This is a genomic window from Arthrobacter sp. J156 (genome assembly GCF_056172865.1).
This window is the reverse complement of record NZ_CM149650.1, coordinates 2,821,599-2,835,437: the sequence shown is the minus strand read 5'-3', so window position 1 is coordinate 2,835,437 and position 13,839 is coordinate 2,821,599. Positions and strand designations below refer to the sequence as shown.

The 13,839-nt window shown below is 72.7% G+C and carries 13 protein-coding genes; 7 read left to right on the top strand and 6 right to left on the bottom strand.

Translation table 11 applies throughout. The features are described 5' to 3' along the window. Nucleotides 1-7 precede the first annotated feature (7 nt). Nucleotides 8-1,234, bottom strand: coding sequence for an MFS transporter (locus AC0QR5_RS13050; RefSeq protein WP_329862954.1), 1,227 nt, complete (start codon nucleotides 1,232-1,234; stop codon nucleotides 8-10). A 120-nt stretch (nucleotides 1,235-1,354) separates the two neighbouring features. Between AC0QR5_RS13050 and AC0QR5_RS13045 the strand changes: the two genes are divergently transcribed. After that, nucleotides 1,355-2,272, top strand: a complete 918-nt coding sequence (locus AC0QR5_RS13045; RefSeq protein ID WP_329862952.1) for a LysR family transcriptional regulator — start codon at nucleotides 1,355-1,357, stop codon at nucleotides 2,270-2,272. Nucleotides 2,273-2,366: 94 nt separating this feature from the next. Here the strand turns inward: AC0QR5_RS13045 and AC0QR5_RS13040 are convergent, their stop codons facing one another. The 5 genes from AC0QR5_RS13040 to AC0QR5_RS13020 form a co-directional block, all read right to left on the bottom strand. Beyond that, nucleotides 2,367-3,137 (bottom strand): alanyl-tRNA editing protein, encoded by a 771-nt coding sequence (locus AC0QR5_RS13040; RefSeq protein WP_329862950.1) that lies wholly within the window; start codon nucleotides 3,135-3,137, stop codon nucleotides 2,367-2,369. A gap of 288 nt (nucleotides 3,138-3,425) precedes the next feature. Continuing rightward, nucleotides 3,426-4,304, bottom strand: a complete 879-nt coding sequence (locus AC0QR5_RS13035) for a spermidine synthase (protein WP_430970753.1) — start codon at nucleotides 4,302-4,304, stop codon at nucleotides 3,426-3,428. A 49-nt stretch (nucleotides 4,305-4,353) separates the two neighbouring features. Beyond that, complete coding sequence (locus AC0QR5_RS13030; protein ID WP_329862947.1) at nucleotides 4,354-4,872, bottom strand: GNAT family N-acetyltransferase; 519 nt, start codon at nucleotides 4,870-4,872, stop codon at nucleotides 4,354-4,356. 89 nt (nucleotides 4,873-4,961) lie between these two features. Next, nucleotides 4,962-5,636, bottom strand: a complete 675-nt coding sequence (locus tag AC0QR5_RS13025) for an O-methyltransferase (RefSeq protein ID WP_329862945.1) — start codon at nucleotides 5,634-5,636, stop codon at nucleotides 4,962-4,964. 1 nt (nucleotide 5,637) lies between these two features. After that, a complete protein-coding gene (locus tag AC0QR5_RS13020) occupies nucleotides 5,638-5,946 on the bottom strand; it encodes a thiamine-binding protein (RefSeq protein WP_329862943.1) in 309 nt (102 codons plus the stop codon). 308 nt (nucleotides 5,947-6,254) lie between these two features. Here AC0QR5_RS13020 and AC0QR5_RS13015 point away from each other — a divergent pair, with 308 nt between their 5' ends. From AC0QR5_RS13015 to AC0QR5_RS12990, 6 genes are all read left to right on the top strand, one after another. Further along, nucleotides 6,255-7,661 (top strand): amino acid permease, encoded by a 1,407-nt coding sequence (locus tag AC0QR5_RS13015; protein ID WP_329862941.1) that lies wholly within the window; start codon nucleotides 6,255-6,257, stop codon nucleotides 7,659-7,661. Between the two features lie 147 nt (nucleotides 7,662-7,808). Next, entirely contained in the window at nucleotides 7,809-9,881 is a 2,073-nt protein-coding gene (gene pta, locus AC0QR5_RS13010; RefSeq protein ID WP_329862939.1) for a phosphate acetyltransferase, read from the top strand. 3 nt (nucleotides 9,882-9,884) lie between these two features. Then, nucleotides 9,885-11,021, top strand: a complete 1,137-nt coding sequence (locus AC0QR5_RS13005) for an acetate/propionate family kinase (protein WP_329862937.1) — start codon at nucleotides 9,885-9,887, stop codon at nucleotides 11,019-11,021. Nucleotides 11,022-11,025: 4 nt separating this feature from the next. Then, nucleotides 11,026-11,574 (top strand): P-loop nucleotide/nucleoside kinase family protein, encoded by a 549-nt coding sequence (locus tag AC0QR5_RS13000; protein ID WP_329862935.1) that lies wholly within the window; start codon nucleotides 11,026-11,028, stop codon nucleotides 11,572-11,574. Nucleotides 11,575-11,615: 41 nt separating this feature from the next. Beyond that, nucleotides 11,616-13,349 (top strand): dipeptide ABC transporter ATP-binding protein, encoded by a 1,734-nt coding sequence (locus AC0QR5_RS12995; RefSeq protein ID WP_430633812.1) that lies wholly within the window; start codon nucleotides 11,616-11,618, stop codon nucleotides 13,347-13,349. Nucleotides 13,350-13,427: 78 nt separating this feature from the next. After that, nucleotides 13,428-13,769 (top strand): GNAT family N-acetyltransferase, encoded by a 342-nt coding sequence (locus AC0QR5_RS12990; protein ID WP_475372473.1) that lies wholly within the window; start codon nucleotides 13,428-13,430, stop codon nucleotides 13,767-13,769. Nucleotides 13,770-13,839 lie beyond the last annotated feature (70 nt).

Sequence of the window (13,839 nt, the reverse complement as noted above, 5' to 3'; positions counted from 1 at the left end):
GGGCCCGTCACGCCGAGGCCCGCTCGCGTTCGGCCCGGTCCGCCTCGTCGAGGGAGACGCCGGAGTAGCGCATCCGGGTCGGGAACATCTCGGCCATGAGCGCCGGCTGCCCCGCGTACATCAGGGCGTGGAAGGCGAGGCCGATCATGATCGCGGCCACGATCGCGACGTCGTGGCCCGTCGAGAACATCGGGAAGGCGAAGAAGCCCCACGTGGCGCCGAGCGCGGCACCCGCGAGGTAGAGCGGCCGGCGACCGACGATGTCCGAGAGCCGTCCGGCGAGGGGCACGAACACGAAGTGGGCGACGTGGGCGATCGCGAGGAGCCCGAGGATGCGCTGCGTGTCCAACTTGATGTGGCCCAAGTAGACGATCGAGAAGCTGACCACGATGTAGTAGAGGATGTTCTCGGCGACGCGCAGGCCCATGGCGGTGAGGATGCCGCGCGGGTACTTGCGGACGACCTCGCCGAGCCCGTAGGAGACGGCCTGCGTCTGCTCGACCTCGCGCTTGGCCTCCTCGAAGATCGGCGCCTCGCTGATGCGCGTGCGGATGAAGTAGCCGACCACGACGACGACGGCCGAGAGCCAGAACGCCACGCGCCAGCCCCACGCGAGGAATGCCTCCTGGCTGAGCACGGCGGACATCACGAACAGCACGAGCGTCGCCAGGAGGTTGCCGACCGGGACGGCGGCCTGCGGCCAGGAGGACCAGAAGCCGCGGGACTCGTTGGGCGAGTGCTCGGCGACGAGGAGCACGGCGCCGCCCCATTCGCCGCCGAGTGCGAGGCCCTGGACGAAGCGCAGGACGACGAGCAGGACGGGGGCGAGGTAGCCGATCTGGTGGATGGTCGGCAGGCAGCCCATGAGCACGGTGGCGACGCCGATGAGGATGATCGTCAGCTGCAGGGTGTGCTTGCGGCCGAGCTTGTCGCCGAGGTGGCCGAACACGATTCCGCCGAGCGGCCGGGCGACGAAGCCCACCGCGTAGGTCAGGAACGCGGCGATCACGCCGTCGAGGGCGTTGCCGGTCTGCGGGAAGAACTGGGTGCCGAAGACCAGTGCGGCCGCGGAGGCGAAGAGGAAGAAGTCGTACCACTCGACGACCGTTCCGGCCATCGAGGCGCTGACGATCTTCTTCAGCCCGCCGTTCGAGCCGTCGCGCCCGGTACCGCCGGCCGCGCCGGGTTCCGGCGCGGGGTGGCCGGAGCCGTGGTTGTTCACCGTTGAACTCATCTCATCTCCTGTGGGGACGTGTGCGTGGTGCGCGTCACACCACTGGACGAGTATGGTGTGATGCATTCCTGCACATCAATGACCAAAGAGGCACCTTCAACCTGCGGAATTGCATACTCCATGGAACCGAACCTCAGCGCCGACGACCTCCTCATCCTGCGCGCCGTGGCCCAGTCCGGCCGCTACGCCACGGCCGCGGCCGAGCTCGGTCTCAACCACACCACGGTCTCCCGCCGGATCACCGCGCTCGAGAAGCGGCTCGGCGAGCACCTGCTCGTGCGCACGGCCGGCGGCTGGGAGCTGACCGGCCTCGGCGCCCGCGCCGCGGCCGCCGCGGAGCAGATCGCCGCGGCACTGGGCGGGCTGGAAGGCGCGGACGACGGCGGGACCGGACCGTCCGGCGTCGTCCGCCTCAGTGCCACGGACGGGATGAGCGCCTACGTGATCTCCCCCGCGGTGGCGCGGCTGCGTCGCCGTCACCCCGGCATCCGGGTGGAGATCGTCGCGGCCACGCGACGGGCCTCGCAGATCCGCTCGGGGCTCGACCTGGAGATCGTGGTGGGACGGCCCCAGGTCCACCGCGCGCGGGCCGAGCGGCTCGGCGACTACCGGCTCGGCCTCTACGCCTCGCGGGCCTGGATCGACGCGCACGGGATGCCGCGGACCATGGACGAGGTGCTCGGGCATCCACTCGTGTACTTCATCGACTCCATGCTGCAGGTCGACGACCTCGACACGCCCCGCCGGATCCTGCCGGGCATGCAGGACGCGATCACCTCGACCAACGTGTTCGTCCACGTGGAAGCGACCCGCGCCGGCGGCGGGATCGGCCTGCTGCCGTGCTTTATGGCCTCGCGCCACCCGGACCTCGTGCGGATCCTGCCCGGCGAGGTGGCCGAGCGGCTCACCTACTGGATGGTCGCGCGCCCGGAGACGCTGCGGCAGCCCGCCGTCGGGCTCGTGGCACGCGCCGTCCAGACGGCCGTCGCCGAGGCGGAGGACTTCCTGCTCGGCGAGGCCCCGAGCCCGTTCGACTGACTCCCGGACGAGTGGCCCGGCACTGGGGGACCGAGGCGCCGGAACCGCCCGCCGAGCGGCCCGCGGACGGGGTCGCGCCGGGGCCGGCCGTGGATCAGAGCGGACGGTGCGAGGCCGTGTACTTGACCTTGAGCGTGCCGCGCTTGATGCGCATCTCGGTGACGGTCACGGCGGCGAGCCGGTCCACGTGGTCCACGTGCGTGCCGCCGCAGGGCTCGGAACCGACGCCCGCGATCTCGACGGTGCGGCGCCCGTCGGCGGCGGTCGTGGCCGTCACGGCGCCGGCCCCGGCGATCAGGGCGTCCAGTCGCGCCTGGAAGGCGGCGAGTTCGCCCGCGCGCAGCTCCTCCGTCGCGAAGCGCTCCTGCAGCCCGTCCGGGGCGAAGTCGAGCCGCGCCTGCCCGGGAAAGTGGCTGTGTCCCGTGTAGCTCCAGCCGTTGACCGACTCACCGACGAAGCCGATCAGGTGCCCGGCCGTGTGCAGCGCGGCGTGCAGCAGCCTGGTCTCCGGGTCGACGGCGGCGCGCACCCGGGTGCCGGGCGGCGGTACCTCGCCCTCGGCGGGCGAGTCCGTTCCCGCGGCGGGCCGGGGGCGGAAGGCGACCCATCCGGCGTCGTGCTTGAAGAGCTCCACGGGCGCCCCGTCCACGCTCGCCGCGTCGTCGGGCTGCCCGCCTCCGCGGGGGTGGAAGATGTTGGGGCTCAGGGCCGCCCAGGGGCCGGCCGCGTCGGTGCCGGTGGCCACGACGTCCGCGTCCGCCTCGAAGAGGTAGGTGTCGCGGTGGTGGGCGAGCTCCTGCGTGCGGGGACCCGGGGCGTCGACGGGGCTGGGCGCGGAATCCGGTGCGTTCTGTCCTTCGTTCACCCGGCCACGGTAGCAATTCCGCCCCGTCCGCAGGCAATGCGCACGCGGCTCACAGGGTGCGCACAGATGGGCGTCCTAGAGTCGTAGATACCTCATGGAGGTGCGAGTGATGAGAAGGCCCCAGCCATCCCCCAGGCTGGGGCCTTCGCCTTGCCCGGAGCGGATTTCCGCGACGCCGTCCGCCCACGGGCTGCCGCGGGCGCGGCGGACCTCCCGCCGCAGCCGGCGGATCGCCCCGGCCGCGTGCGGGCCATGGCCTCTCCGGGAACCACGGAACAACAGGGGTGGTCAGCGGCCGCCCGCGAACGCGCGGACCCGCGCGTCGTCCCAGAACTGCGCGGGCACGCCGCCGCCGAGCAGCTCGCGCCGCAGGGTCGGTCCGCCCGGGATCGGCGCCTCGGACCCCGCGATGACCACGTTGCCGCGCCGGCGGCCCTTGAGCATCGCCGCGTCGGCGACCACCGCCGTGTGGCGGAACACGGACCCGATCATGCCGGCCTCCCGGCGGGCGTTCTCCAGCGCCGGCCCGTCGCCGCAATTGACCACGTACAGTCCCCCGGCATCGAGCACGCGCGCGGCCTGCGCCGTGAACTCCCCGCCCGTCAGCTCCACGGGTGTCCGATCCCCCGCGAAGACGTCGCGGATCACCAGATCCCGGCTGGCATCGGCCATGCGGGCCAGCTCCGCCCCGGCTTCGCCGGCGCGGATGCGCAGCTGCGGGGAGCGCGGGAGGTCGAACCAGCCGCGGACCAGCTCGGCGAGCCTGCCGTCGAGCTCGACGACGAGCTGCCGCGCGTCGCCGTACTCGGCCGCGATCCAGCGCGCCATCGAGCAGGCTCCCCCGCCCAGGTGGGCGGCGCGCAGGAACCGGACCCCGGCGTCGTACCCGGCCGGCCGGGCCCCCGCGGCGCCATCCGCGCCCGGGTCCCCGCGCTCGGCTTCCTCCCGGGGCGGGCGTGCAGGCCACTCCCCCGGCCGCCCGGGGACGAAGCGCTCGGTGATGAGCGCGGCCATCCAGCGCATGTATTCGAAGTCCAGCCGCCCCGGGTCCGCGAGGTCCACGTGGGAGGACGGCACGCCGTTGACCTTCAGGAGCCAGCCGGTGGAGCTGTAGGGATCGCGTTCCAGGGTGGCGGTGCCGGTGTCGATCGGGTGCTCGCCCGCCACGGGCCCTCCGGCCGGGGGCGCGGGCGCGGCCGACCGACCGCGCCGGCCCTTAGCCACGCGGGTTCCGGCGCACCATGCGCACCTCGTTCAGACCCTTCCACAGGCCGTCGAGCGGCTCGGCCCGGCCGTCGGCCTCGAAGCTGTGCTTGCGGTAGAACGCCTGGGCCCGCGGGTTGTCCTCGAGTACCCAGAGCAGCGCCGGGAGCCCACCGATGGCCGCGCGCAGCAGCCGCTCGCCGAGGCCGCTCCCGTACGCCTCGGCCAGGACGTAGAGCATCTGCAGCTCCACCTCGACGCCCGCGTCGGCGTCGTCGTCCTGGGCCGGGGCGCCGCCCGAGCAGCCGACGATGCGTCCGTCCGCGTCCTCCGCGATCCACAGCTCGGCACCGGCGGCGAGGCCGCGCGTCCACCAGTCGATCTGCGCCTCGCGGCGCGCCTCCTCCGCGGCGAAGAAGGACTCCGGGCGCTGCGAGGCGTACGCCTCCCGCCACGCGGCGAGCTTCATGGCGAGTGTCGCGGGGATGTCCTCGGCGGTGGCGCGGCGGACGGTGTACGGCTCGGTGCTCATGCGCTCCAGCGTACGACGCCGGGGCCTCGCCCGCGCGGCCCGGTCCGGGGCAGCGGGGCTACTCGGCCCCCCGGGCGCCCGCCGGCGCCTCAGCGGACGATCGCCAGGGCGAAGCCGTCCCAGCCCTTGGAGCCGGTGGTCTGCACGGCGGTCGCGTCGACGCGCGGATCGTCGCCGAGCAGCTCCAGCGCGGTGCGCGTGCCGTTGGTGGCGCGGCCGTCCTCCGTGTCCGGGTCCCCGGGAACGACGACGGAGCCCCCGCGCACGACGTTGTCCAGGACCAGCACGGTGCCGGGCCGGGACAGGGCCAGCGCGCCCTCGATGTAGTGGGGGTTGTTGACCTTGTCCGCGTCGATGAAGACCAGGTCGAACGGCTCGGCGCCCTCGGCGGCGAGCGCCGCGAGGGTCTCGCGCGCCGCGCCGAGGCGGATCTCCACGCGGTCCCCGACACCCGCGGCGTCGAGGTTCGCCCGGGCGACCTCCGCGTGGCGGGGCTCGAACTCGCACGTGATCAGCGCGCCGTCCTCAGGCAGCGCGCGGGCCAGCCACGTGGTGCTGTAGCCGCCGAGGGTCCCGATCTCCAGGATCCGCCGGGCGCCGTGGATGCGGGCGATCAGGTGCAGGAGCTTGCCCTGCCCCGCGGTGACCTCGATCTGCGGCAGGCCGGCCTCGACGGCGCGGGCCTTGCCCTCGGCGAGCGCGGGGTCCTCGCCGACGACGGTGGCGGTCAGGTAGCGGTCGACGTCCTGCGGCGTGGTGGTCATGTCACTGCTCCTGCTCCTTGATGGCCTGCTCGAGGCGTTCGATCTTGCCGTCGAGTTCCCCGGTGCGGCCGGGCCTGATGTCCGCCTTGAGCACCAGGGAGACGCGGCTGCCGAAGGCGCCCACGGCCTCCGTGGCGCGTTTGACCACGTCCATGACCTCGTCCCACTCCCCCTCGATCTCGGTGAACATCGAGGACGTCCGGTGGGGCAGCCCGGAATCGCGGACGATCCGCACGGCGGCGGCCACGGCGTCGTGCACCGATCCGTCCGGGGAGGAGGAGCTGGGGGCGACGGAGAAGGCGACGATCATGCCTCCACCCTGCCACCGGGCCTCGCCGGCCCACAAGCCATCACCCCTGCCCACTTCACGTCGTCTCGGCGAGGCCACGGGGTCTACCCCATGAACTGGCCTGCCATCCATGGTCTCGCCGAGTTGACGTGAACTGGGCGGGTCGGCGGCCACGGCACGGCGAGCGCCCACCGCGCCCGATGTGGGAGACTTGACGCTGCTCCGCCGCACCCCGGGCGGACGCGGCGCGACACCGGAGCGGCCCAGCCGGCCCCCGGACCAGGCGCAGGACCAGCGACTCGCGGCCCCGGCCGCACCACAGGACGACGATGACCAGCACCACGACCACCGCGCAGCACGACACCGAGCTCAAGCGGCGGCTCTCCCTGCGGCACATCCGCTTCATCGCGCTTGGTTCCGCGATCGGCACCGGCCTCTTCTACGGTTCCTCCGCGACGATCCAGGCGGCCGGCCCCGCCGTGCTTCTCGCCTACATCATCGCCGGCTGCGCCGTGTTCGTGGTGATGCGGGCCCTCGGCGAGATGGCCGTGCGGCACCCCGTCGCCGGGTCCTTCGCCCAGTATGCCGGGCGGTATCTGGGACCGCGCATGGGCTTCCTGACCGGGTGGACGTTCGCGTTCGAGATGATCATCGTGGCCATCGCGGACATGACCGCCGTGGCGATGTACATGGGCATGTGGTTCCCGGACACGCCCGGCTGGGTGTGGATGGTCGCCGCGATGCTGCTGATCGGCGGCCTGAACCTGATGCGCGTGAGCGTCTTCGGCGAGCTGGAGTTCTGGTTCACCCTGGTCAAGGTCTCCACGATCATCGCGATGATCGCCGGCGGCCTGTACTTGATCCTCTTCGGCATCACGACCGGCGGCTACGAGCCCGGCGTCCACCACCTCGTCGAGCACGGCGGCTTCGCCCCGTTCGGCGTCTGGGGGATCGTCATGAGCCTGGGGATCGTGGTGTTCTCCTTCGGCGGCATCGAGACCCTCGGCATGACGGCCGGCGAGGCCGGGGACCCGAAGACCGCCATCCCGAAGGCCGTCAACACGGTCCCGATCCGCATCCTGCTCTTCTACGTGCTCTCCCTCGGCGTCATGCTGTGCCTCTTCCCGTGGGACCGGATCGGCTCGGAGGGCAGCCCGTTCGTGCAGGTCTTCGCGGGCCTCGGCATCCCGTTCGCGGAGCACCTGATCAACGCCGTGGTGCTGACGGCCGCGCTGTCCGCGATGAACTCGATCTTCTACGCCGCGACCCGCACGATGTACGGCCTGGCCGAGCAGGGACATGCCCCGCGCAACTTCACCTGGGTGAGCCGCTTCGGCGTTCCCGTGTGGCCCGTGGCCATCATCGGCGTCTGCCTCGTGGCCGGGCTCGGCGTCTACCTGTGGATCCCGGACCAGCTGTTCCTCGTGGTCGCCTCGATCGCGACCTTCGCGACCGTGTTCACGTGGGCCTCGATCCTGCTCAGCCACCACCGGATGCGGCGCGAGATGAAGGCCGCGGGCGAGCCGACCGCCGGGTTCGAGCTGCCCGGCTGGCCCGTGATGAACTATGTGGCGCTCGCGTTCATGGCGCTCGTGACCGTGATCCTGGCCTTCACGGAGGCGGGGCGGACCGCGCTCGTCGTCGGCGGCGTGTGGCTCGCCCTCATGCTCGCGGCCTACCGTTTCCTGGTCGGCGCCGAGGGGCGGCGGCGGATCGAACTGCCCGTCTCCCGCTGACCCTCAAGGGGCCGGGCCCGGGAGGACGACGCCGGGGCCGCACCCGCGTGCCCGCGCTGCCGGTAGAGACGGGTCACGTTCCCTGCCCGCCGGAGGCCGGCGCATGGCACGATGGTTCTGCACCGTCCCGCCACCGCAAGGAGCCCCATGACCCGCGGCCTCTACGTCAGCGCCTCGACCCCCTCCAGCGGCAAGGCCCTGGTCACGCTGGGGATCGCGGACATCCTCCACCGGCACGCCGACCGGATCGGCTTCTTCCGCCCGGTGACGGAGGCCGCCGACGTCGACTCGGACCCCACGGCCGAGCTGATCCGCAAGGTCTTCGGCATCGCCCCGGAGAACGCCCGCGCCGGCATGACGCGCGCGGCCTCGCGCGAGCTGATCGTCGCGGGGAACATCGACGAGATCTACACCCGGTCCGTGGAGGCCTACGAGCAGATCGCGCGCAACGTCGACGTCGTGATCGTCGAGGGCACGGACCTGACGGGGCACGACGCCGCCGTCGAGTTCGACCTCAACGCGCGCCTGGCGAACAACCTCGGCTGCCACGTGGTCGGCGTCGTCAGTGCCGCGGGCAAGAGCGTCGAGGAGGCGGTCGACGACGTCGACGTCGCCCGGAAGGCGTTCGCGGAAGAGCAGGTGTCCCTCCTGTCGATGATCGTGAACCGGGCCGCACCGGAGCACGTCGAGCAGCTGCGCGCCGAGGTCCGGCCGGGCCAGAAGAAGCGCGCCGTCTACGTGGTGCCGGAGATCGAGGAGATCGTCCGTCCCACGGTCGGCGAGGTCGCCGCGTCCTTGAAGGCCCGCCACATCGCGGGCCGGGCGGACCTGGACCGGGACGTGCAGCATGTCATGGTAGCCGCGATGAACGTCGGCTACCTCCTGGAGCGCTACCGGGACGGGGCGTTCGTCATCACTCCCGCCGACCGCTCCGACGTCATGGTCGCCGCCGTCGCCACGTCCCGCACGCCGGGCTTCCCCGCCACGGCGGGCCTGCTGCTCACCGGCCCCCGCCCCGTCGAGGATTCCGTGCTGCCCCTGCTGGCCGAGGCGCCGTTCCCCGTCTTCGCGATCCCGGACGACACGTTCACGGCGGCGCACAAGGTGTGGGAGGTCGGCGGGAGCCTCGCCGCGGGCCTGCCGCGCAAGACCGCCGCCGCCCTGGGCAGCTGGTACCGGGCCGTCGACGAGGACGAGCTGCTCGAGCGCGTGAGCCTCCCGGCGCCGGCCACGACCACGCCGCTGCGCTTCCTGCACCAGCTCATCGAGAGGGCTCGCGCCGAGAAGCAGCGGATCGTCCTGCCCGAGGGCACCGACGTGCGCATCCTGCGGGCCGCGGAGATCATCACGCGCCGCGACATCTGCGAGCTCGTGCTCCTCGGCCGGCCGGCGGACGTCCGCGAGACGGCCTCGTCGAACGGCATCGACCTGACGGGGATCGAGATCGTGGACCCGTCCCGCAGCCCGGAACTTGACCGCTTCGCCGAGGAGTACGCCCGGCTGCGCTCCCACAAGGGCGTCACCGTGGGCCAGGCCCGCGAACGCATCGTGGACCCGTCCTACTTCGGCACCATGATGGTGCACCTCGGCCTCGTGGACGGCATGGTCTCCGGGGCGGCGAACACCACCGCGAACACCATCCGCCCCTCGCTCGAGTTCATCAAGACCCGTCCGGGCGTCTCGATCGTCTCCTCCGTGTTCCTCATGCTCATGAAGGACCGCGTCCTGGTCTACGGGGACTGCGCCGTGAATCCGGAGCCCGACGCGCGCCAGCTCGCCGACATCGCCCTCGCCTCCGCGCAGACGGCCCGCCAGTTCGGCGTCGACCCGCGCGTCGCCATGCTCTCCTACTCCACGGGCACCTCGGGGTCCGGCGGTTCGGTCGAGGACGTCCGCACCGCCACCGAGCTCGTGCGCGAGGCCGCGCCCGGGCTCGCGGTCGAGGGCCCCATCCAGTACGACGCCGCCGTCGACGCCTCGATCGCGGCCTCCAAGCTGCCCGGCTCCGACGTGGCCGGGCAGGCGACCGTGTTCATCTTCCCGGACCTGAATACGGGCAACAACACCTACAAGGCGGTGCAGCAGTCCGCGGGCGCGGTCGCCGTCGGACCCGTCCTCCAGGGTCTGAACAAGGCCGTCAACGACCTCTCCCGCGGCTGCACCGTCCAGGACATCGTCAACACCGTCGCGATCACCGCCATCCAGGCGCAGGAGGCCTGAACCATGCTCGTCCTCGTCATCAACTCCGGTTCCTCGTCCCTGAAGTACCAGGTGCGGGACACCGCCGCCGGTTCCCGCCTGGCCAACGGGCTCGTGGAACGCATCGGGGATGCCTCCGGCGGCCATCCCGCAGACCACGGCGAGGCGATCGAGCAGGTCCTCGCCGAGCTCGAGGGCGCGCTCGGCGGGCGGTCCATCGACGCCGTGGGGCACCGCGTGGTGCACGGCGGGGAGCGCTTCGGGGCGCCCGTGCTGATCGACAACGAGATCGTCCGCGCGATCGAGCGGCTTGCCCCGCTCGCCCCGCTGCACAACCCCGCCAATGCCCTCGGCATCCGGGCGGTCACGGCCAAGTGGCCCCGGATCCCGCAGGTGGCCGTGTTCGACACGGCGTTCCACCGCACGATGCCCGAGCACGCGTGGCGCTACGCGATCCCCGACGCCCTCTATACGGAGCACGGGGTCCGCCGCTACGGCTTCCACGGGACAAGCCACGACTACGTCACGGGCCTCGCCGCGGAACTGCTGGGCATCGAGCGGAGCCGGTTCAACGCCGTCGTCGCCCACCTCGGCAACGGGGCCTCCGTGACCGCGGTCCGCGGCGGGGCGAGCGTGGACACCTCCATGGGCTACACCCCGCTCGAGGGGCTCGTCATGGGCACGCGCTCGGGCGATCTGGACCCCTCGATCGTCACGCAGCTGATCGTGCGCGGCGAGTACACGGCCGAGGACCTGGACCGGATCCTGAACCAGGACTCCGGGCTCAAGGGACTGTCCGGGAACAACGACATGCGCTCCGTCGTCGAGGCGGCGGCCGAGGGCGACGACGGCGCCGAGCTGGCGCTCGCGGTCGCGGCCTACCGGCTGCAGAAGTACATCGGCGGCTACCACGTGGCCGTGGGCGGGGCGCACGCGCTCGTGTTCACCGCGGGCATCGGGGAGAACTCGTGGCCGTTCCGCGAGCGCGTGGTCGAGGGCCTCGGGGCGCTCGGGGTGGAACTGGACCGCTACGCCAACGTCCGGCGTTCCGGCGCGCCCCGCGTCATCTCCACGCCGGAGTCGGCGATCCCGGTGCTCGTGGTGCCCACCGACGAGGAAGCGCAGATCGCCGCGGCGACGGCCGCCCTCTGCGGAGGCTAGGAACGTGGAGGGAGGACCGCTGCGGCTCGTGGTCTTCTGCGGGCTGCCCGGGGCCGGCAAGTCGGCCGCCGCCGGGGCCCTGGCCCGGGCCACCGGATGGCCCGTGCTCGGCGTCGACCCGGCCGAGGCCGCTCTCGTGCGCGCGGGGATCGAGCAGCACCGCCAGCCCACCGGCCTGGCCGCCTACACGGTCGTCGAGGCCCTGGCCGAGGCCCAGTTGCGGGCCGGCATCACGGTGATCGTGGACGCCGTCAACGACGTCGCGGAGGCGCGGGGGCAGTGGATCCGGCTCGCGGACCGGACGGGGGCGGCGCTCGAGTGGTTCGAGGTCGTGTGCTCGGACCCCACCGTGCACCGGATGCGGCTCCAGCAGCGCCGCCGCGAGGAGGATCCGCTCATCGGGGCGCCCACGTGGGAGTCGCTCAACCGGCGCCGGAGGCAGCTGGCGTTGTGGAAGGACGGGCGCGTGGTCCTCGACTCGCGCCACGCCTCCCCCGACGAGCTGGCGGCCCGGGCCCTCCGCGCCCTGACGACGGCGGCACCCTCCTTGTGATGTGACTCACCCGGGCCGCGTTTTAAGGCAGGATGTACTGCATGACGGATTCCACCCCCGAACCCCTCGACATCACGCCCGACGCGTCCGCCACCGCGGCCGCGCCCGGGACCCCGCTGCTGCGGATCAGCGACCTCGCGGTCGACTTCCAGACCATGCACGGCCCGGTGCGCGCCGTGGAGGGCGCCAGTCTGCGGCTCGAGGCCGGGCGCACGCTCGCGATCGTCGGCGAGTCCGGCTCCGGGAAGAGCACCTCGGCCATGGCGGCGATCGGACTCCTGCCCGGCAACGCCCGCGTCTCCGGCAGCATCGTCTTCGACGGCCAGGAGCTCGTCGGGCTGCCCGAGTCGAAGATGGTCCACATCCGCGGCCGGCAGATCGGCCTGGTCCCCCAGGACCCGATGTCCAACCTGAACCCCGTCACCAAGATCGGCCAGCAGGTGGCCGAGACCCTGCTGGTGCACGGCATGGCCACGCGGCGGGACGTGGACTCCAAGGTCGTCGCCACCCTCGAGGCCGCCGGCATCCCGGACGCCGCGGCCCGCGCCAAGCAGTACCCGCACGAGTTCTCCGGCGGCCTGCGCCAGCGCGCGCTCATCGCGATCGGGCTGGCCTGCCGGCCGCGCCTGCTCATCGCCGACGAGCCGACGTCCGCGCTCGACGTGACCGTGCAGCAGACCATCCTCGACCAGATCGGGCGGATGACCGACGAGCTCGGCACCGCCGTCCTGCTCATCACCCACGACCTGGGCCTCGCCGCCGAGCGGGCCGAGGACCTCGTGGTGATGCACCGGGGCAAGGTCGTCGAATCCGGCCCCGCGCGCCAGCTGCTCGAGGACCCGCAGCACCCCTACACCCAGTCGCTCGTGCGTGCCGCGCCGTCCGTGGCCGCCGTGCGGCTGCGGCCGGGCGCATACACGGGCGACGCCGCCGAGCGGGCGGAGGCGGCCGCGGAGGCCGCGGTGGAGGCGGAGGCCACCCCCAACATCGTCGAGATCCGCGACCTGACCAAGGTCTACAAGCGGCGCGGCTCGAAGGAGGACTTCCACGCCGCCAAGAACGTCACCCTGGACATCCCGCGCGGTTCCACCGTGGCGATCGTCGGCGAGTCCGGTTCGGGCAAGACGACGACGGCGCGGATGCTCCTGAAGCTCATCGAGCCGACCTCCGGCACCATGCTCTTCGACGGGATGGACGTGGCCACGCTCGGCAAGGAGCAGTTGCGCGACTTCCGCCAGCGCGTGCAGCCCGTCTTCCAGGACCCGTACTCCTCGCTGAACCCGATGTTCACGATCGGCCGGATCATCGAGGAGCCCCTGACCACGTACAAGCGCGGCACCGCGAAGGAGCGCGGCGTCCGGGTGCGCGAGCTCATGGACCAGGTCGCCCTGCCGCAGTCGATGCTGCGCCGCTATCCGGCCGAGCTCTCCGGCGGGCAGCGCCAGCGCGTGGCGATCGCCCGGGCCCTCGCCCTGCAACCGGAGCTGATCGTCTGCGACGAACCGGTCTCCGCCCTCGACGTGCTCGTGCAGGCGCAGATCCTCAAGCTGCTCGGCGATCTGCAGTCCGAGCTCGGTCTGAGCTACTTGTTCATCAGCCACGACCTCGCGGTGGTGCGCCTGATCTCCGACTACGTGTGCGTCATGAAGGACGGCGAGCTCGTCGAGGCGGCGAGCTCCGAGGAGATCTTCACGAACCCGCGCCATCCCTACACCCGCAGGCTCCTGGCCTCGATCCCGGGCAACGAGCTGGAGATCGACCCGGACGCAGCGTAGGGGCGCGCCGTGTCCGGCATCCGGCCCCCGGCCCCGGGCTTACCGCCGTGGCCGGAGCAGGCGCCCGCCCACGGGCGGGTGGCCCTGCGCCGCGTCCTGGACGGCGACGTGCCCTTGGCCCGGGAGCTGTCGACGGACCCCTCTGTGCCGACCGTCGGATCGCTCCCCGCGCGGGCCACGGAGGAACAGGCCCTGGCCGCGCTCACGGCGTTGGCGTGGACCGTGCCGGGGCTGTACCGCGTGGCCCTCTACATCGAGCCCTGGAACACGCCGTCCCTCCGGACGGCCGAACACGCGGGATACGTCCGGGAGGGCCTCCTGCGCAGCCACCAGGAGATCGGGCGGGGACGGCGCCGCGACATGGAGCTGTGGGCGGCCGTGAGGGAGACCGGCCCGGCGCAGGGCCCGCGCCCGGCATAGGGCCGCGGCACGGCGGCGGCACGGCGGCGGCACGGCGGCGGCACGGCGGTGGGCCCCAGAGCGTTCGGGG